11 protein-coding genes and 3 pseudogenes are annotated in these 20,359 nt (G+C 60.7%); 4 read left to right on the plus strand and 10 right to left on the minus strand.

Annotated features, from left to right (window positions below; genetic code table 11):
• Nucleotides 1-239: 239 nt before the first annotated feature.
• Both gltB and P6U16_RS15840 read left to right on the plus strand, forming a co-directional pair.
• Nucleotides 240-4,960 (plus strand): annotated as a pseudogene (gene gltB, locus P6U16_RS15835) (glutamate synthase large subunit).
• Between the two features lie 97 nt (nucleotides 4,961-5,057).
• Complete coding sequence (locus P6U16_RS15840; protein ID WP_277701345.1) at nucleotides 5,058-6,512, plus strand: glutamate synthase subunit beta; 1,455 nt, start codon at nucleotides 5,058-5,060, stop codon at nucleotides 6,510-6,512.
• 87 nt (nucleotides 6,513-6,599) lie between these two features.
• Here P6U16_RS15840 and P6U16_RS15845 read toward each other — a convergent pair whose 3' ends face one another.
• Nucleotides 6,600-7,817, minus strand: a complete 1,218-nt coding sequence (locus P6U16_RS15845; protein ID WP_277701346.1) for a DUF459 domain-containing protein — start codon at nucleotides 7,815-7,817, stop codon at nucleotides 6,600-6,602.
• A 44-nt stretch (nucleotides 7,818-7,861) separates the two neighbouring features.
• Nucleotides 7,862-9,084, minus strand: a pseudogene (locus P6U16_RS15850) (lytic murein transglycosylase).
• Between the two features lie 302 nt (nucleotides 9,085-9,386).
• On the opposite strand from P6U16_RS15850, the gene galU reads away from it, so the two are divergent.
• Nucleotides 9,387-10,274, plus strand: a complete 888-nt coding sequence (gene galU / locus P6U16_RS15855) for a UTP--glucose-1-phosphate uridylyltransferase GalU (protein ID WP_277701347.1) — start codon at nucleotides 9,387-9,389, stop codon at nucleotides 10,272-10,274.
• 65 nt (nucleotides 10,275-10,339) lie between these two features.
• Here the strand turns inward: galU and P6U16_RS15860 are convergent, their stop codons facing one another.
• The 6 genes from P6U16_RS15860 to P6U16_RS15885 all read right to left on the minus strand — a co-directional run bounded on the left by P6U16_RS15860 (nucleotide 10,340) and on the right by P6U16_RS15885 (nucleotide 17,238).
• Nucleotides 10,340-11,821 (minus strand): outer membrane beta-barrel protein, encoded by a 1,482-nt coding sequence (locus P6U16_RS15860; RefSeq protein WP_277701348.1) that lies wholly within the window; start codon nucleotides 11,819-11,821, stop codon nucleotides 10,340-10,342.
• A 106-nt stretch (nucleotides 11,822-11,927) separates the two neighbouring features.
• Nucleotides 11,928-12,386, minus strand: coding sequence for an NfeD family protein (locus P6U16_RS15865; protein ID WP_277701349.1), 459 nt, complete (start codon nucleotides 12,384-12,386; stop codon nucleotides 11,928-11,930).
• A 3-nt stretch (nucleotides 12,387-12,389) separates the two neighbouring features.
• Complete coding sequence (locus P6U16_RS15870) at nucleotides 12,390-13,388, minus strand: SPFH domain-containing protein (protein WP_277703869.1); 999 nt, start codon at nucleotides 13,386-13,388, stop codon at nucleotides 12,390-12,392.
• A gap of 101 nt (nucleotides 13,389-13,489) precedes the next feature.
• Entirely contained in the window at nucleotides 13,490-14,524 is a 1,035-nt protein-coding gene (hemH, locus tag P6U16_RS15875; protein WP_277701350.1) for a ferrochelatase, read from the minus strand.
• Nucleotides 14,525-14,679: 155 nt separating this feature from the next.
• Nucleotides 14,680-16,626, minus strand: a complete 1,947-nt coding sequence (locus P6U16_RS15880) for a 5'-nucleotidase C-terminal domain-containing protein (protein WP_277701351.1) — start codon at nucleotides 16,624-16,626, stop codon at nucleotides 14,680-14,682.
• Between the two features lie 210 nt (nucleotides 16,627-16,836).
• On the minus strand, nucleotides 16,837-17,238 hold the full coding sequence (locus tag P6U16_RS15885; protein ID WP_277701352.1) for a hypothetical protein: 402 nt from the start codon (nucleotides 17,236-17,238) through the stop codon (nucleotides 16,837-16,839).
• Between the two features lie 134 nt (nucleotides 17,239-17,372).
• Between P6U16_RS15885 and P6U16_RS15890 the strand changes: the two are divergent.
• A pseudogene (locus P6U16_RS15890) lies at nucleotides 17,373-18,195 on the plus strand (helix-turn-helix transcriptional regulator).
• 84 nt (nucleotides 18,196-18,279) lie between these two features.
• Here the strand turns inward: P6U16_RS15890 and omp10 are convergent.
• Entirely contained in the window at nucleotides 18,280-18,645 is a 366-nt protein-coding gene (gene omp10 / locus P6U16_RS15895; protein WP_277701353.1) for an outer membrane lipoprotein Omp10, read from the minus strand.
• Nucleotides 18,646-18,818: 173 nt separating this feature from the next.
• Entirely contained in the window at nucleotides 18,819-20,267 is a 1,449-nt protein-coding gene (locus tag P6U16_RS15900) for a homospermidine synthase (protein WP_277701354.1), read from the minus strand.
• Between the last annotated feature and the right edge of the window lie 92 nt (nucleotides 20,268-20,359).

Below are 20,359 nucleotides of genomic sequence, written 5' to 3' on the forward strand. Positions count from 1 at the left end.
GTGCCGGGCACCCGGCCGTAACCCGGCTTCGTCTGCGGGTGCATTTCATCTGCTCGACAATGCCGGTGTGTACAAAGGTCGCGGACAATCTTGCCGGCTGCAGCCATGCTTTATTTGCGACCGGATCAGGATCATGCAACGATAATGCCAGTTCGGGCTTTCATGGACGATAACTCCCTGAAAGCAGATGCCGACTGCGGGATTGCCCGGATGAGCCGGGCATAACAGGAGGGAAGACGATGACGGACTTTACGCCATCCCACGATGCAGAACTCGACCTCGTGCGCCAGACGGCGACGGCCGAGAGCACGCCTGAATTCCGCGGCATGCCGAAAAAACAGGGTCTTTACGACCCGCGCAACGAACATGATGCCTGCGGCGTCGGCTTCGTCGCGCATATGAAGGGCCAGAAGTCGCACCAGATCGTTCGCGATGGCCTGTTCATTCTCGAAAACCTGACGCATCGCGGCGCCGTGGGCGCCGATCCGCTGATGGGCGATGGCGCAGGTATTCTGGTGCAGATCCCGGACCGCTTCTTCCGCGAGGAGATGGCGCTTCAGGGCGTGACCCTGCCGAAAGCTGGCGACTATGCCGTCGGCTATCTCTTCATGCCGCAGGACGAAGCCCAGATTGCGCATTTCAAGCAGGTGATCACCGACGTCGTTTCCGAAGAGGGCCAGGTCCTGCTCGGCTTCCGCGACGTGCCCGTCGACAACGCCTCGCTTTCCAAGGCGCCGGATATCGCCGCAACCGAGCCGCATCACGTTCAGGTATTCATCGGTGCCGGCCGCGATGCCGGGACCAGTGCAGAATTCGAGCGCCGTCTGTTCACGCTGCGCAAGGTTATTTCCAACCGCATCTACGACGCCTTCCAGGGGGCTGATACCGGTTTTTATCCGGTCTCGCTGTCGACAAAGACCATCGTCTACAAGGGCATGTTCCTTGCCTATCAGGTCGCGCAGTATTTCACGGACCTGTCGGACCCGCGCTTTGAATCTGCGGTCGCCCTGGTGCATCAGCGGTTCTCGACCAACACCTTCCCGTCCTGGAAGCTGGCGCACCCTTACCGCATGGTTGCCCATAACGGCGAAATCAACACGCTGCGCGCCAACGTCAATTGGATGGCGGCGCGCCAGGCGTCCGTTTCCTCGCCGCTGTTTGGCGCCGACATCTCGAAGCTCTGGCCGATTTCCTATGAAGGGCAGTCGGACACGGCCTGTTTCGATAACGCGCTGGAGTTCCTCGTACAGGGCGGTTACCCGCTGTCGCATGCGGTGATGATGCTGATTCCCGAAGCCTGGGCTGGCAACCAGCTGATGAACCCGGAGCGCAAGGCGTTCTACGAGTATCATGCGGCCCTGATGGAGCCATGGGACGGCCCGGCTGCGGTTTGCTTCACCGATGGCAAGCAGATCGGCGCGACGCTCGACCGCAACGGTCTGCGTCCGGCCCGCTATATCGTCACCAATGACGACCGCGTGATCCTCGCCTCGGAAGCCGGTACGCTTCCGGTCGAGGAGGAGAGCATCGTCAAGAAGTGGCGCCTGCAGCCCGGCAAGATGCTGTTGATCGACATGGAAGAAGGCCGGATCATCTCCGACGAGGAGCTGAAGTCGACACTCGCCAACCAGCATCCCTATCGCCAGTGGCTGGATAACACCCAGTTGATCCTCGAAGATCTGAAGCCTGTCGAGCCGCGGGCGCTGCGTCGCGACGTTTCGCTGCTCGATCGCCAGCAGGCCTTCGGCTATACCCAGGAAGACACCCGCGTTCTGATGTCGCCGATGGCGACCACGGGCCAGGAAGCCATCGGCTCGATGGGCACCGATACGCCGATCTCGGCGATGTCGGACAAGACCAAGTTGCTCTACACCTATTTCAAGCAGAACTTCGCCCAGGTCACCAACCCGCCGATCGATCCGATCCGCGAGGAACTGGTGATGAGCCTCGTCTCGTTCATCGGCCCGCGCCCGAACCTGCTCGACCATGCCGGCATGGCGCATGCCAAGCGTCTGGAAGTGCGCCAGCCGATCCTGACCAATGGCGATCTCGAAAAGATCCGCTCCATTGGCCACACGGAAGATCGGTTCGATACTAAGACGCTCGACTTCACCTATGCGGTGGAGCGTGGCGCCGAAGGCATGCCTGACATTCTCGAGCGGCTCTGCGAGCGGGCGGAAGCGGCCGTCAAGGGCGGCTACAACATCATCGTGCTTTCCGACCGGCAGATCGGCCCGGACCGGGTGGCGATCCCGGCGCTCTTGGCAACCGCTGCTGTGCATCATCACCTGATCCGCAAGGGTCTTCGCACCTCGGTCGGTCTCGTCGTGGAATCCGGCGAGCCGCGCGAAGTGCACCATTTCTGCCTGCTCGCCGGTTATGGCGCCGAGGCGATCAACCCTTATCTCGCCTTCGACACGCTCACCGACATGCACAAGCGCGGCGAATTCCCGAAGGAAGTCGATGGCAGCGAGGTCGTCTATCGCTACATCAAGGCGGTCGGCAAGGGCATCCTCAAGGTCATGTCGAAGATGGGCATCTCGACCTACCAGTCCTATTGCGGCGGCCAGATCTTCGATGCTGTCGGCCTGTCGTCCGAACTGGTCGACAAGTATTTCTTCGGCACGGCGACCCAGATCGAAGGCATCGGTCTCGAAACCATCGCCAAGGAAACGGTTTCCCGCCACCAGGCTGCCTTTGGGTCCGATCCGATCCTCAGCACCACGCTCGATATCGGTGGCGAATATGCCTACCGCATGCGGGGCGAAGGTCATGCCTGGTCACCTGACGCGGTTGCCTCGCTGCAGCACGCCGTTCGCGGCAATGCCGAGGATCGCTACCGCGAGTTTGCCGAGATGGTGAACGGCTCGGCGCTGCGCATGAACACCATTCGTGGCCTGTTCTCGATCAAGGGCGCGGAAACCATCGGTCGCACGCCTGTTGCCATCGACGAGGTGGAACCGGCCGTCGATATCGTCAAGCGCTTCTCGACCGGAGCCATGTCGTTCGGCTCGATCAGCCGCGAGGCGCACACGACGCTTGCGATTGCCATGAACCGGATCGGCGGCAAGTCGAACACCGGCGAAGGCGGCGAGGAGGCGGATCGCTATCTGCCGCGCCATGACGGGTCGAAGAACCCGGAACGTTCGGCGATCAAGCAGATCGCGTCGGGCCGCTTCGGCGTGACGACGGAATATCTCGTCAATGCCGACATGCTGCAGATCAAGGTCGCGCAGGGGCAAAGCCCGGCGAGGGCGGCCAGCTGCCCGGCCACAAGGTCGATGCGACGGTTGCCAAGACCCGGCATTCGACGCCCGGCGTCGGCCTGATTTCGCCGCCGCCGCACCATGACATCTACTCGATCGAAGATCTGGCGCAGCTGATCTACGACCTGAAGAACGTCAATCCCGAAGCCGATGTTTCGGTCAAGCTGGTCTCGGAAGTCGGCGTCGGCACGGTTGCCGCCGGCGTTGCCAAGGCGCGTGCCGACCATATCACCATCTCCGGCTATGATGGTGGCACGGGTGCATCGCCGCTGACATCGCTGAAGCATGCCGGCAGCCCATGGGAAATCGGTCTCGCCGAAACCCACCAGACGCTGGTGCTGAACGGTCTGCGGTCGCGCATCGCGCTGCAGGTGGATGGCGGCCTGAAGACCGGCCGCGATGTCATCATCGGGGCGCTTCTGGGGGCCGACGAATTCGGTTTCTCGACGGCACCGCTGATTGCCGCCGGTTGCATCATGATGCGCAAGTGCCACCTCAACACCTGTCCGGTGGGCGTGGCGACACAGGACCCGGTCCTGCGCAAGCGCTTCAAGGGCGCGCCGGAGCATGTCATCAACTACTTCTTCTTCGTGGCGGAAGAGGTGCGCGAAATCCTGGCATCGCTCGGCGCCAAGCGTTTCGACGACATTATCGGCCTCTCCGAACTGCTCGAAAAGGATGCGATGATCTCGCATTGGAAGGCAAACGGCCTCGACTTCTCCCGTATCTTCCACAAGGTCGATGCGCCGAAGGAAAAGACCTACTGGACCGAAAAGCAGAACCATCCGATCCATGACATTCTCGATCGCACGCTGATCGAAAAGGCCATGCCGGCGCTGGAATCAAAGACACCGGTTGCCTTCGAAGTCGCGATCAAGAACGTCGATCGCTCGGCCGGCGCAATGCTGTCGGGCGAAGTCGCCAAACGCTACCGCCACAAGGGGCTGAAGGACGACACGATCTCCGTGACCCTGCGCGGCACGGCCGGGCAGTCATTCGGAGCGTTCCTGGCGCGCGGCATCACCTTTGATCTGATCGGTGATGGCAACGACTATGTCGGCAAGGGCCTCTCGGGTGGCCGCATCGTCGTGCGTCCGCCGGAAAATTCCAAGATCGTCGCCAAGGATTCGATCATTGTCGGCAATACGGTTCTGTACGGTGCGATTTCAGGCGAGTGCTATTTCAATGGCGTCGCCGGTGAACGCTTTGCCGTGCGCAACTCGGGCGCCATCGCGGTCGTCGAGGGTGTCGGCGACCATGGCTGCGAATACATGACCGGCGGTGTCGTCGTCGTGCTGGGGCAGACCGGCCGCAACTTCGCAGCCGGCATGTCGGGTGGTGTTGCCTATGTTCTTGACGAGAGCGACGATTTCCCGATGCGTTGCAATATGGCGATGGTCGAACTGGAGCCAGTGCCGGAAGAGGATGACATGCTGGAGAAGCTGCATCACCATGGCGGCGATCTCATGCACAAGGGCCGGGTGGATGTCGCAGGCGATATGACCCGCCACGACGACGAGCGGCTTTACCAGCTGATCTCGAACCACCTGCACTATACCGGCTCGCCGCGCGCCAAGGAAATTCTCGACCACTGGGTCGAGTTCCGTCCGAAGTTCCGCAAGGTCATGCCGGTCGAATACCGCCGTGCGCTTGAGGAAATGGAGCGCATGCGGATGGGCGTTGCGGCGGAGTAACCGTCGATCTGTGATAACGCACCCCTGTTGTCAGGGTGGGGGTGCATCTGGCGCGCTCGGGGCGAGCGCCTCCTCGGATAGATATCAGGAATTTACGATGGGCAAGGTTACAGGCTTCATGGAAATCGACCGGCAGCTGGCAAAGTATCAGCCGGCGTCGGATCGCATCCGGCATTTCCGCGAATTCACGATTCCGATGTCTGACCCGGAAGTGCAGAAACAGGCAGCCCGCTGCATGGACTGTGGCATCCCCTATTGCCACGGCCCGACGGGTTGCCCGGTGCATAACCAGATCCCGGACTGGAACGATCTCGTCTACAACGGCAACTGGGACGAGGCGATCCGCAACCTGCATTCGACCAACAATTTCCCTGAATTCACCGGCCGCATTTGCCCCGCGCCTTGCGAGGAAGCCTGCACGCTGAACCTGGAAGATGCGCCCGTTACGATCAAGACCGTCGAGCAGGCGATTGCCGACAAGGCCTATGAGATGGGCTATATCGTGCCGCAGCCGGCAACCGTGAAGAGCGGCAAGTCGGTCGCGATCATCGGCTCCGGCCCGGCCGGCATGGCGGCGGCCCAGCAGCTGGCACGGGCGGGTCATACGGTTCACGTCTACGAGCGCGAAAGCAAGCCCGGCGGTCTGCTGCGTTACGGCATCCCGGATTTCAAGATGGAGAAGAACTTCATCGACCGCCGCGTCGAGCAGATGAAAGGCGAAGGCGTGACCTTCCATTGTGGCGTCAATGTCGGCGTCAACAAGACGATGGAAGCTCTTCAGGCCGAACACGACGCCGTGCTTTATTGCGGTGGCGCCGAAAAGCCGCGTGATGCCGGCATCCCCGGTGTCGAATTTGCCGGCGTACATGATGCCATGCCCTATCTCGTGCAGCAGAACCGCCGGGTCGGTCGCGAAAACATCGACAGCGTCGGCTGGCCGTCGGATCCGATCCTTGCCGGTGGCAAGCACATCGTCGTCGTCGGCGGTGGCGATACTGCATCCGACTGTGTCGGCACGGCGTTCCGTCAGGGTGCCGTCAAGGTCACCCAGCTCGACATCCGCCCGATGCCGCCGGAAAAAGAAGACAAGCTTTCCGTCTGGCCGTTCTGGGCCACGAAGATGCGGACGTCCTCGAGCCAGGCCGAAGGCGCCGTGCGCGAGTTCCAGGTGGCGACACTCGAATTCGTCGGCGAAGACGGTGTTCTGACCGGCGTGAAGTGCTGCCAGGTGGATGAACGCCGCAAGCCGATCGCCGGCACGGAATTCGTCATCAAGGCCGATCTCGCCTTCATCGCCATCGGCTTCAGCGGCCCGGGCGAAGACAGCGTGTTGAAGGACATGGGCGAAAAGCTTGTGATCGGCAAGGATCGCCGCGGCGGCACCTTCGTCACGGCCAACGACAAGGACTACAAGACCTCGGTCGAAGGTCTCTGGGCTGCCGGCGACGTGCGTCGTGGACAGTCGCTCGTCGTCTGGGCGATCCGCGAAGGCCGCCAGGCCGCCCGCGCCATCGACGAGGCCCTGATGGGTTCGACGGTGCTGCCGAGGTAGTCACAAAAGTCCCTGGGTGAAATCGAGGCTGCGCGAACATCCCTCAAGGTGTCTCGCGCAGCTTTTTTCTTTTAAGACTTGATTATCTCAGTTGCGAATAACCGGATTGCTGATCACAGTTTCGGGTTTTGCCAGCCGGAAGTCGTCGACGCGGCCGGCAGGAGCCTCAGCCAGCGCACCTTTTTCGACCAGAAGATCGCGTGGGCTCTTTCCGGCGGTGGATGTGGCGATCGGGCCGCCCATGAGGGCCGTGCCGCCATCCAGCGCCGGATCGTCGAGGCTGATCGGTTGGGTCTTGATGATCTCTTCGTTGACCACGGGGGCGGTGACCACCAGATCCTTCAGCCCGCCAGCGCCGAGCGCATCGCTGCCGGTGACTGCGGCATCGCCGAGAAGCCGGCGGATGTCCTTTTCGACGTAGAAGGCGAGCTTGCGCTTGCCGGCCTTGGTCAGGTTGATGCCGTCGGATCCGCGCAGGCGGACTTGCTGGCCGTTGATATCAGATCCGGTCAGCACAAATTTGCCATTCTCATCGACGAAGCCGTCCCAGATGTCGATGAATTCGCCGCCGGCCTTTTCGGTCTCCGTGCGGAAGATGCCGTTCAGCGTCACCATGTCGGCGGTCATCGAGCCGGACTGGAATGGCGGCATGCCGACCCACAGCAAGGGCACGTTCTGGCTGCGGGCGAGGGCTGCAAAGCTGAAGACGCGGCGGGTATATTCTGCAAGCCATTTCTCCGTGCGGAATTTCTCCTTCTGCCCGTCGATCGACATCTGCTGGCGGTCATTGGCGCCGATGCTGACGATGATCAGCGATGGTTTCAATTCCGCGCCATAACTGGGCAGGATCGCCGGCCAGTCGAAATAGTCGTCGCGCACCAAACCGGACGAGCCGTTCGCGCGTGTCTCGATGACGATACCCGGGGTGGCTTCGAACGCAGTTTTGAGGCCATCGCCAAGACTGCCGGCGATGAAATCTCCAACCACGAGAACTGTTTTGGCGTCGGGAAGTTTTTCAACAACGACGGGTGCCTCGGCTGCCGGCTGCGGCTTGGCCTTTTGGCGCGTCTTCTTCGGCTGCTGCTGTTGTCTACGGATAACCGGTTCATCTTCGAAGAGCCGGAAATCGCGCGGTTCCTGCCGCGGTGCGCGTCCGAAGAGCATCTGCATGATGGTGCGCCGCTCTACGCGTTCCTGCGCGTAGGTGGGTTCCGGAAACGCAATCATGGCGACAATGGTCGCCAGCATGATGAGACCGGACAACATTTTGTGAAGACGCCGAAGGATCGTCGTTTCTGATGTCATCGTCCGGTCCAGCCTGCTTGTCTTACTTGCACCAGGCCCCGCGTTTAATTGCGCAAGGCTTTCAGCAGATTTTGTGTCGGCTGGCCGTCGGGCGTCAAGCCGTTTCTGTTCTGGAAGGCCTGGATAGCAGCCTTGGAGCCGGAGCCGAAATTGCCATCGACCTCGCCGTCATAATAGCCAAGTTCCTTCAGGCGGTTCTGCAACTCGAACTTCTGCTTGATGTCGAGCGAGCCGTCCGGTCGGCTCCAGGCCTGGTGCATGCCGCCATAGCCGGCGATTTCGTCAGCCAGAAGCCCGACGCCAAGCGCATACGAATCGGAGGCGTTGTAGCGCTTGAGGACAAAAAGTTCTTGGTCATCAGGAAGCCGGGGCTACCGGCGCCGCCCGGCAGCTTGAGTTCGGCCCGCTGCCCGGCATTGCGGAAACCCTTGCCGTTCGGGCGCATGAAGCCAAGCGCTTCCCACTGCGCAAGTGTCTTCGTCTGGCCGGCATATTGAGCGGCCCCCTGCGGCGGCTTGATTTCGTAGCCCCATGTCTGGCCGGGCTGCCAGCCGTTCTTCTTGAGAAGATTGGCAGCCGTTGCCAGTGCATCGGGAACGGAGTTCCAGATATCGCGATGGCCATTGCCATCGGCATCGACAGCATAAAGCAGGTAGCTCGTCGGAATGAACTGGGTGTGGCCCATGGCGCCTGCCCAGGAGCCGTTCAATTCGCGCGGCGTGATATCGCCGCTCTGGAGGATCTTCAGAGCCGCAATCAACTGGGTCTTTGCAAACTTCGCCCGCTTCGGGTCGGCATAGGCAAGCGTTGCCAGTGCGCGCGGCACGTAATGCAGCCGGTCGTCCTTTTCCAACACCGCGCCATAGTTGGATTCCATCGACCAGATGGCAAGCAGAATGGTCCGGTCAACACCGAAATGGCGCTCAAGAGCGTCCAGAGTCCGCGCATGTTTCGCGGCCATTTCCTTGCCGATGCGTTGCGTATACGGATTGACGCGTGAATCGATATATTCCCAGATCTTGTGCTTGAATTCGGGCTGGTAGCGTGCTTTTTCGAGAACGGTCGGGTCGGGTGTCTTCACGCCCGAAAAAGCCTTCTGGTAGGTTGCCTTTGAGATACCGCTCTTGGCGGCTGTCGCGTAGAAACTGTTGATCCAGGTCTGGAAGCCGGCATCGGCGCGTGCCGAAGGGGCTGCCAGCAGCACGGTTGCGGAGATCATGAGTGCGGTGGAGGCGCGGCGAAGAAAAGTGGTGCAGGTCTTGATCATCAGCTGTCGTTTCCGTTTCTCGGCGAACCCCCAGGGCGCGACCTTTGCCGCAGCACGAAGAAAGTGCGCAAAATTACAGTCTTGGAACCAGTTTCACGCATATTCTGCATGAGGCTGTTCGGTTATCTGTGTCGGGCCATAGCCTTCAGAACCGAAACTCTACAAAAACGAAGTCAACAAATTCTTTACCATGAACAATCGGTGTCGTCTTCATTCGTAAAAAAATAGCAGTTTTCCCATAGTGCCCTGTTGATACCCAAATGTTCTGTTTTAAATCACATGATCGTGATCTGGAGACGTCAATGACTGACAAGCGCAAAGTCCGTAAGGCTGTATTTCCCGTTGCGGGCCTCGGCACCCGTTTTCTGCCTGCAACCAAAGCCGTTCCCAAAGAAATGCTCACCGTTGTCGATAAGCCGGTTATTCAATATGTCGTCGATGAGGCGCTCGACGCCGGCATCGAACATCTGATCTTCGTGACAGGACGCAACAAGGGGGTCATCGAGGATTACTTCGACATCCAGACCGAACTGGAACAGACCCTCAAGGAACGCAACAAGAATGCCGAACTGACGCTCCTTGCCGAGATCCTGCCGAAGGCCGGAACGACGAGCTTCACGCGCCAGCAGGCGCCGCTCGGGCTTGGCCACGCCGTCTGGTGCGCGCGCGATATCGTTGGTGACGAGCCGTTCGCGGTGCTCCTACCCGACATGATCATGCGCTCTGAAAAGGGCTGCCTGAAAGGTATGGTCGAACTCTATGAACAGAGTGGCGGCAATGTGCTGGCTGTCGAGGAATGCGCGCCGGAGCAGGCGCACAAATACGGCATCGTTGGCGTCGGCGATGCGGTCGGCGACGGCTTCAAGATCACCGCCATGGTGGAAAAGCCGCCGGCGGGAACGGCACCCTCCAACTTCTTCATCAACGGCCGCTACATTCTGCAACCGGAAATCTTCGGCATTCTCGAAACCCAGGAGCGGGGCGCCGGAAACGAGATCCAGCTGACTGACGGCATGCTCAAGCTTGCCAAGCAACAGCAGTTTGCCGGCTATCACTTCCGTGGCGAAACCTATGACTGCGGCATGAAGGAAGGCTTCATCCTCGCCAATGTCGCCTTCGCCCTGTCGCGCGGCGATATCCGTCCGGGCGTCGAAGATCAGTTGAAGGCGCTGATGGCTGCGCTGAAATAGGCCAGCTCTGCCAAATTTTACGAAAGGCCGCGCTGACAACCGTTTGCGCGGCCTTTTTCGTCAAATCAGCGCTTCAGCGTCAGACCGACGCCGATCTTGGCGACGTTGGTGGAGGGGCCGGTCTGTTGCATCGTGCGCTCGTAGCTTATGTCGCCCGTCAGCGCGAGATAACGTGTCATATCCCAGCTGAGACCGGCGCCTGCAAGCCATACCTTCTGGTCTTCCGAAGCGCTGCCTGAGGGATAGTTGCGGAAGGTCAGGCTGTTGCTCAGGCGGGCGACCAGGGACGAGCGCAGTTCGTGCGTCAGGCCGCTGTTCAGGGCATAGACCAGCGCACCGCTTTCCCCTGCCGTCGTCGAAGGCTCGATACCGGTCGAAACACCATAGGTGACGATGGTGCCGCGCTGTGGCGACCAGTTGAAGCTGCTGTCCACTGTCAGGCCGCTGATATCGTCAAGGCGGCTGTCCTTGAAGCGATAGGTCTCGTAGCCGAGCGCGATCTCGCCGTTCAGCTTCTCGCCAAGATCAACCGCCACGCCCGCGCGTCCGGCATAGTTGTCGTAGGAGCGCTCAAAGCCGAGCGTGTCGCGGCGCAGATCGTAGACCGACTTGCCGACCGAGGCCTCGAGGAAAGGAATGAGCGCCGGTGAAAGCTCGTAGCCGATGCGGCCTGTCACCGTGCCGGCATTGCGGTCGCGGTCGCTGAGCGACAGTTCCGTGCCGTCGCTGAGCTCCGCGCTGCCATAGACATAGCGCTCGAAATCGACTTTGGCGGAGCCGCGCAAGATGCCGAAATCCCGCTCGATGCCGGCGCCGAGGCTGTAGCGGTCGATGCCCGATTGAACCGACGCGCCCGAGATGGCGTTGGGGTCGCTCGAATCCTCGCGCTCGAAACGGTAGCCTGCGCGCAGGGTTCCCGTCGTGTCGTTGCTGATATCGAGGCGCAGTTCCGCGTCCAGATTGGCGGTCGGTTCGGTCGAACCTTCGCCGCTGACATTGCGTTGCCAGGTGCCTTCGCCGGTGACCGTCAGCTGGTGGCGCGACCAGTCGGAGGTCAGCGTGCCCTTCAATCCGGTTTCCAGATAAGAGCGGCTTTCCTTGGAGCTACCGGTTCTTGTGGTTTCGTGATTGAAGGTCTGGCTGAGCGACGGCTTCAGCGTGAAGGTGCCAAGTGCGATGCCTGGTGCCTCGTCGCGATCCGGATCGATGCTGGAACGCAGGCCGTCGACGCTGCCTTCGCGGAGATTGACCCGGCCGAGGTCTTCATCGACTGCAGGGCCCGTATCCGGGCCGTCATCGATGATCGAGGCCGTCGCCGTCGGATCGGTCGCGGCGGTTCCGGTCGTTGCAGGCGTCGTGCCCGCAGCGGAAGCCGTCGTCCCCGTCACGGGGGTGAGCGTCGTGTCGTCATCATCCGCGGTAACGGGCGAAAACGCCTGCGCGACGGCCGGCAGGGGTGACAGGAAGGCGCAGCCTGCCAGCAGCCACAGCACCGTTATCGGACGCTGGACGAAGGTCCTGGTGTTGACTCGATAAGATGGCGCCATGTGCCGTGTGCCCGGAAAACCTGTTTACAATCGTTGCGCAATCGTAAACCGATGTGGTTAACCATTCGTTTCCACGCTGGCGATCCGGCGCCATTGCAAAGGGATCTCAGGCACTTTCGACGGTGAGCTGGCGGCCCGAGCAGGCGATGATCCGTACCCGCGTGCCGGTCGGCATATCCGGCCCCTCGACGACCCATGTCGTATCGTCCAGACGCACGCGGCCGCGGCCCTCGGTGACCGGCTCTTCCAGCACGGCTGTGCGCCCGACGAGGCTTTCACCGCGTTGATTGAGTAGTGGCTGATCACTGATGTTGCCGGCGCGCGCGACGATCTTGCGGCCAATGAGGGCTGCGGCAACAGACAACACCGCGAAGAACACCAACTGGACTTCCCAGACCCAGAACCCTGCCTCCCAAAGTGCCAGCGAAACGAGGCCGGTAAGAATGGCGGCGATACCGATCCATACCAAGAAGACGCCGGGCAGCACGACCTCTGCTGCCAGCAGCACAAGGCCGATCACCCACCAGGTCCAGGGACCGAGTTCAAGCACGATGCGAGCGATCATGGCTCAGCTTCCCCGCTGCGTCGTGTCGAACGGATTGCGCACGGGCGTGGTTGACGGCGTCGACGGACGGACGCGGGCTGGCGTCTGCGCGTCGCCGAAAACCTCGCGGGCGATGGCGCCGATGCCGCCAAGCGAGCCGATCAGCGAGGAGGCCTCCATCGGCATCAAGACGATCTTGGAATTCGGAGCCGTGCCGATTGCGGCCATGGCTTCCGTGTATTTCTGGGCGACGAAGTAGTTGATCGCCTGCACGTCGCCGGCGGCGATGGCTTCGGAGACCATCTTCGTCGCCTTGGCTTCGGCTTCGGCGAGACGCTCGCGCGCTTCGGCATCGCGGAAAGCGGCCTCGCGCTGGCCTTCGGCCTGCAGGATAGCCGACTGCTTGGCGCCTTCTGCGCGCAGGATCTGTGCATTGCGCGAGCCTTCGGCTTCCAGCACCTGCGCGCGCTTCTCGCGCTCCGCCTTCATCTGCCGGGCCATGGCCTCGACCAGGTCTTTCGGCGGCTGGATGTCCTTGATCTCGACGCGGGTGACCTTGATGCCCCAGGGGCCGACGGCCTCGTCGACGACGCGCAGCAGCTTGTCGTTGATCGTATCGCGGTTCGACAGAAGCTCGTCGAGGTCCATCGAGCCCATGACCGAGCGGATGTTGGTCATCGTCAGGTTGAGGATGGCGCTCTGCAGGTCGGAGACCTGATAGGCGGCTTCGGCCGCATTCAGGATCTGGTAGAAGGCCACGGCATCGGCCGAGCAGCTGGCATTGTCGCGGGTAATGACCTCCTGCGTCGGAACGTCGAGCACCTGTTCCATCACGTTCATCTTTGCGCCGATCCGGTCGATGAAGGGAATGATAATGTTGAGGCCAGGCTCCATGGTTTTGGTGTAGCGGCCGAACCGCTCAACAGTGTAGCGATAGCCTTGCGGCACGGTCTTGATGCCCGCAAAAAGCACCAGGATGACGAGGACGACGAAGGCAATGACGACGATATCGAGTCCGGCCAGTGGCATGGAGAGCCCCCTCCCATTTGGGTTCAGAATTGAACCGCTACTATAGACCAGACGGGACGATCGGTCAGATTATTTGAAAGCCCGCGTTGAAAGAATCAGACCCAGCCCATCAGTTCGCGGCGCACGACCTTTTCGAGCACGGCCATGCCGCCCGCGCTATCGTTGAGACAGGGGATATGCGCGAATTTCTCGCCGCCATGCTCATGGAAGCTCTCGGCGGCCTCGACGGCGATTTCTTCAAGCGTTTCGAGACAATCGGACACGAAGCCGGGATTGATGACGGCGATGCGCTTCACACCGTCCTGCGCCAGCTTCTCAACGGTCTTGTCGGTGTAAGGCTGCAGCCATTCCTCGGGGCCGAAGCGGGACTGGAAGGTGACCTGCAGCTTCTCCTTCGACCAGCCGAGCTTCTCGCGCACCAGCCGCGCCGTCTTGTAGCACTGGCAGTGATAGGGATCGCCCTTCATGAAATAGGATTTCGGGATGCCATGGAACGAGGTCAAAACGACCTCCGGTTCCCAGTCGAGCGTGGCGAGATGGTCGGTGATCGAATTGGCCAGCGCCTCGATATAGGCCGGGTCGTCGTGATAGGGCGGCACGGTGCGCAATGCCGGCTGCCAGCGCATCTTCAGCAGCGCCTTGAAGGCCTCGTCATTGACGGTTGCCGTGGTGGCGGCGGCATATTGCGGATAGAGCGGGAACAAAAGGATCTTCTCGCAGCCGTCCTTTTGCAATTCTTCCATCTTCGAGCGGATCGACGGCTGGCCATAGCGCATCGCCCAATCGACCCGCACATTGGGCAGATCAGCAAAGCTCTTTGCCATCTGCTCCGCCTGGTTGCGGGTATAGGTGCGCAGATAGCTTTCGTTGAGACCATTATTCCAGATCGATTCATACGCCTTGCCGACCTTTTGCGGGCGCTTGTTGAGGACGATGCCGTAGAGGATTGGATACCAGAACAGCCGCGACCACTCGATGACACGCCGGTCGGTGAGAAATTCCGCGAGGTAGCGGCGCATAGACCAGTAGTCGGTACCATCAGGCGTGCCGAGGTTGACGAGCAGTACGCCGACCTTGCCGAACCGGACGGGCGGGTGGTTGACGGCGATCATTTCGGCATTCGGGTTCATGGCACAGCTTCCTGCAGGCGTTCGGACAAAACATTCGGGATTTCGTCATCTATACGACGGCCGGTCCCATCGGTTTATGCTCTTCTAAAAGAAAAACCGGCCCGGGAAAGCCCGGACCGGTCGGAAGCTCAGAGACAAATCGTCTCCTTTGGCATTTACTTGGCGGGAATTGTCAGTTCCGTGCCTATTTCCAGCTTCTCCGGCACCGGATTGCCGCTGGCCTGTGCAATGCGGCTCCAGAGTTCGCCGTCGCCATAGATGGACTTCGCCAGATCCCAGAGCGTGTCGCCGCGCACCACGACGTGTTTTTCGGCCGCCGGCGTTGCACCGCTAGCCGCAACGGGCGTGTCAGCTGCCGGTTTTGTTTCGGCGGTCGGGGTTTCCGCCGTCGTGGTTGTCGCGGCGGCTTCTGCGCTCTCGGCTGGCTTGGCATCCGGCGTTACGCTCTTCGCTGCCGTATCGGTGCTGGTCTGGGTCGAAGGTTCACTTGCCGTTGCGGCAGCAATCTCGGTGATACGGCCGTCGGTCATCGGCTTGTAGGGATTGTTCTTGGCGAGATAGTCGGCCAGCACGGTTTCAAGGCCCGGGCCGTAGTCATAGGCATTTTCGGCCTTCTTGAAGACGCTGTAGCCATCACCGCCGCCGCGCATGAAGTTATTGGAGACGAGGCCGTAGGTCTTGGCCGGATCGAGAGCGACAAATGCATCGCCTTCCTTCACTTCAATGTTCGACGCACGGCTGCCGGCCGGCTTGGACTTGTCGAAGGAGAATTTCAGGCCGGCGACCTGCGGGAAGCGGCCGCCGCCTTCCTCGACCTGGCTCAGGCCGTTCTCAAGGGCGGCCGCGATGTCGGCACCCTTCAGCTGGAAGGTCGAGAGTGTATTCTGGAAGGGCAGCACGGTAATCGCCTCGCCCATCGAGACATCGCCGGCATCGATCGAGGCACGCAGGCCGCCGCCATTGGTGATGGCGATCGTGATGCCCTGATCCTTGACGCGATCGAGCATCGCATCGGCAACGAGGTCGCCCATCTCGCATTCCATGGCGCGGCATGTCTCGCGGGAGCCGTCGATCGGCGCCTCGGTCTCGCCTATGATCTTGGTCTTCAGTTCTTCAATCGGCTTGGCGAGTTCGGCAACACGGGCCAGAACGGCTGCATCCGGCTTGATCTTGCTATCGATCAGGATCGGGTCGCCCTTGGCGGCCTTGACCACGCCTGCATCATCGAAGGTCACGACGAGATCGCCGAGATACTTGCTGTAGGAGCCGGCCTGCACGACGGGCACCTTGTAGCCGCCCGGGTTGTCGACCATGGTCGGGTAAGGACCTTCAGCCTTCTCATCCGTGTTGGAGAGCAGGCTGTGCGAATGGCCGCCGACAACCACGTCGACATCGGGGATCTTGGCGATCACCGCCAGATCGCGCGGATAGCCGACATGGGTCAGGGCCACGATCTTGTTGATGCCTTCGCCCTTGAGCTTCTGCACTTCGGCAGTGATCGTGTCGATATCCTGCGCAATCAGGATGCTGTCGCCGACCGAGGAAAGTTCCGGCGTGTCGTTGGCGACCGCGCCGACGATGCCGATTTTCTGGCCGCCGACGTCGAGCACGATCGACGGCTTCACCCGGTCGCCGACCTTGGATTTGAAGCCGGCCAGGACGTTGGAGGTCACGACGGGAAACTGCACCTTGTCGAGGAAGGTGGCGAGACCATCTTCGCCCTCGTCGAACTCATGATTGCCGACGGTCATCGCGTCGAATTTCATCAGGTTGAGGAATTCGGCTTCAGCCGCACCCTTGTAGGTGGTGAAGAACAGCGAGCCCTGGAAGTTGTCGCCGGCATTGAGCAGAAGCAGGTTCTTGCCCGTCAGTTCCTGGCGCTTCGTGTCGATCTCCGTCTTCAGACGCGCGACGCCGCCGAAGCACTCATTCTTGCCTTCCTCCTCCGCCGAGCAGGTCGAATCATACTTGTTGATCGATTCGATGCGGGAATGCAGGTCGTTGATGTGCAGGATATTGAGTTCATAATCGGCAAAGGCGGCACTGGTTGAAAGCGCGAGGATGGAGGCGGCCAGAAGCCCTGCCTGCAAATGTCTGATCATGATTGTCTCCTGTTTGGCGTTTATAGTCAGCAGAATAGAACACATCTGTGACACCTGGGTCGACGCGGATGGTTTCATCTGGAAGCGCCGACATCAAGTGGTAATTGCATCTCCTTTCCGGCGGTTTCCGGGCAAGGTTAAAATCGACGGCTATTCCCAAATAAAATGCCGCCGAAGCTCTTCGGCGGCACTGGACGGATGGGCGAGATTTCAGACCCGTAGAGGGAGGCGCGGGCTTTTGCTGGCATCGAACTCGAGCTTTGTGATGATGGCGACGATTGCTGCCTGGCCAAGGAGGAAAACCCAGCCGAGGGTGTTTGGGGAAACGAAGCCGCCGACAGGCAGGAGCAGGCTGAGGGCGACCCACAAGGCGTTGCCGAGGATGATCAGGCTGACCATCCAGCGGGATGCTGGCGCGAATGTAGCCGTCACGGCCATGAATGCGGCGATCGGCAGAAGGCTGAACCCGGCCCAGAACAACAGAGCCTGCGGGATCTGCGTGATTGCACTGATCGGGGCGGAGGCGACGAGCAGAGCAGCGCCCATCGCCGTGCAGGTCAGGGCATCGGTAGCCAGCAGCTTGTTCAGGGGCAGTTCGTTGATTTTCGGCATGATCTTGTCCTTTTCTCAGCAATAGGCCTGCATCCATCGCAACGCCTTGACCCTGATCCTGAGGCAGTTCGATGCAGCCGTCGATTACGCCGGAGGTAATTGCCAAAACTACCTTGTGCATCCATAGTTTGCTCATGTTGAAGGACAAAACCTCTGCCGGAAACCTGCTGCGTGACTGGCGTCAAAGGCGCCGCTTGAGCCAGCTTGCGCTTGCCGTGGACGCCGATATTTCGCAAAGGCATCTGAGTTTCGTCGAATCGGGACGTTCGCTGCCGAGCCGGGACATGGTGCTTCGATTGACGGAGCAGTTGGCTGTACCCCTGCGGGAGCGCAATTCCATACTGGTGGCGGCGGGCTTTGCGCCGATCTATCGTGACAGACCACTGGAGTCGCCGGAACTGGCCGGTGCCCGCACCGTCATCCAGCGCATTCTTGACGGTCACGATCCGCACCCGGCATTGGCCGTTGACCGGCACTGGTCGCTGCTTGCGGCCAACAAGGCGGTGGGAATGCTGCTGGCCGGCGTTGCCGATCATCTGGTTGCCGGGCCGGTCAATGTCCTGCGCGTCAGCCTGCATCCCGAGGGCTTGCCAGCCGCGTGGTGAATTTTCGGGAATGGCGCAGCCACATCTTCAAGCGGCTGTCGCATGAAATCGATGTTTCCGGGGACGCAACGCTCGTCGCGCTGCTTGATGAGCTCAAATCCTATCCGGTACCGTTCGAGGGGCGGACATCGCGCAAAGCCGCAGGCCCTGGGCATTCCGATATCGCGGTTCCTCTTATCCTGGCGAGCGAGAGGGGCCGCTGTCATTTCTGAGCACAACGACCGTCTTCGGCACGGCGACCGATGTGACGCTTTCCGAAGTCGCGATCGAAGCGTTCTTCCCGGCTGACCCCGAGACATCCGCGGCCATGACAGCCATGGCTGCAGCGGCCGCCCGGATTGGCGAGCCCTGAAAGAAAAACCCTCCGGGCGCCGGGCTCGGAGGGTTTTCGCATTCATGGTCATGAAACGACTATCAGCCTGTTTCGAATTCTGGATCAGATCCTGCGGGTCAGCGAAAACTGCGCGCCCGAATCCGTCGTGCAGTTCAGCTGTGATGTGCCGACCATGGCGCAATTGACCTTGGATTGGGTGTTGCGCACCATCGAGGTCATATTGATCTCGACCAGCGTCGGCGACACGTTGACGTAGTTGCCGGAGGCGAGCAACTGATTGGTATCGGTGGTCCGGGTCGTGAACGTGCCAGCAGCAAAGGTCGAGACGATGCCGTTCGGGTCAGCCCAGCTCCCCTCGACGGTCGGTGCCATTCGCATCGGCTCGACCTGTCGGATGGGCCGGTCGGATTGGCATGCGGTCAGGGCTGCCGATGCAGCCAGAACCGATACTATGGCGATGCGCTTCATGGATGTCTCCCGTTTCAGGACCGGAAATATAGCTTTCAGTTGAAAAAACAATGCCGTGAACGGCAATTGAAAGCAAGAGTTAGGCGGGACGGCGGCGTTTTTATCCAGCCCTCATGAAAACGCCCGGAGCTTTTGGCTCCGGGCGCAATTCTTATTCGATCGGTCGCGCGATATCAGCGAACGAGGATGTTCTTGAACTGCCAGGGATCCTTCGTGTCGAGGTCTTCCGGGAAAAGGCCCGGGCGGCCGTCGAGCGGGGTCCAGTCTGTGTAGTGGCCTTCGACCGGGCCGAGATAGGGCGACTGCACTTCCAGGCAGCGGCGATAGTCGATCTCGTCGGCTTCGACGATGCCGGCTGTCGGGTTTTCAAGCGCCCAGACCATGCCGGCCAGAACGGCGGACGTCACCTGCAGGCCGGTCGCATTCTGGTAAGGCGCGATGCGGCGGGTTTCTTCGAGCGACAGGCGCGAGCCGAACCAGTAGGCGTTCTTGTCGTGGCCGTAGAGCAGCACGCCGAGTTCGTCGATGCCTTCGACCAGTTCGTGTTCGTCGAGCACGTGATGAACCGGCTGGGCGTTGCCGCCATTGCCGAACATTTCATGCAGCGACAGAACGGCGTCGTTGGCCGGGTGATAGGCATAGTGGCAGGTCGGGCGATAGACGACTTCGCCATCCTTCTCGACCGTGAAGTAGTCAGCAATCGAGATAGATTCGTTATGCGTGACGAGGAAGCCATACTGCGGGCCAGGCGTCGGGCACCAGGTGCGTACGCGCGTGTTGGCGCCCGGCTGCTCCAGGTAGATTGCTGCCTTGCAGCCCTTCTTGTGCTTCTTGGCGTTCTTCGGCATCCAGTTTTCGTGGGTGCCCCAGCCGAGTTCGGCCGGCTGCAGACCTTCCGAGATGAAGCCTTCGACCGACCAGGTGTTCCAGAAGACGTTAAGCGGCTTCGGGTTCTTGGTCAGCTGGGTGTCGCGTTCGGCAATGTGGATGCCCTTGACGCCCACCTTCTTCATCAGCTTGGCCCAGCCTTCGCGATCGTGCTGATCAGGTTCTTCAAACTTGATTTCGAGGTCGTTTGCGAGGTTGAGCAGCGCCTGCTTGACGAACCAGGAAACCATGCCCGGGTTTGCGCCGCAGGTCGAAACGGCAGTCGCGCCGCCCGGGTTCTTCTTCTTTTCGTGGCGCAGCGTTTCGCGCAGCGCATAATTGGTGCGGTCGGAATTCTTCATGCTCTTGTCGAAATAGAAGCCGAGCCATGGCTCGATGACCGTGTCGATATAGAGAACGTCGAGCTTACGGCAGAGCTTCATCAGGTCGAGCGAGCCGGTGTCGACCGACAGGTTGACGCAGAAACCCTGGCCTTCGCCTTCGGTCAGGAGCGGCTTGAGCAGCGCCTTGTAGTTTTCCTTGGTGACATATTCCTTGATGTGGCGGATGCCGTGCTTGGCAAGGATTTCCATGTCGGCTGCATCTTCGCGCGGGTCGATGACAACCATCCGGCTCTTGTCGAACTTGAAATGGCGCTCGATCAGCGGCAGCGTGCCGCGACCGATGGAGCCGAAACCGATCATGACGATCGGGCCGGTGATTTCGCCATAAACCGGATAGGTGGTGTCTGCCATTTTTTGTATTCTCCTGAGAATTGTTTCTTCTGGCTGTTCGGCGGCGCCAATCTAGCGGCATTCCAGCCCTTTGAAAGGCCCTAGAGCATAGA

Origin of the sequence: Rhizobium sp. 32-5/1, from assembly GCF_029537235.1 — a bacterium.
Taxonomy (GTDB): Bacteria; Pseudomonadota; Alphaproteobacteria; order Rhizobiales; family Rhizobiaceae; genus Pararhizobium.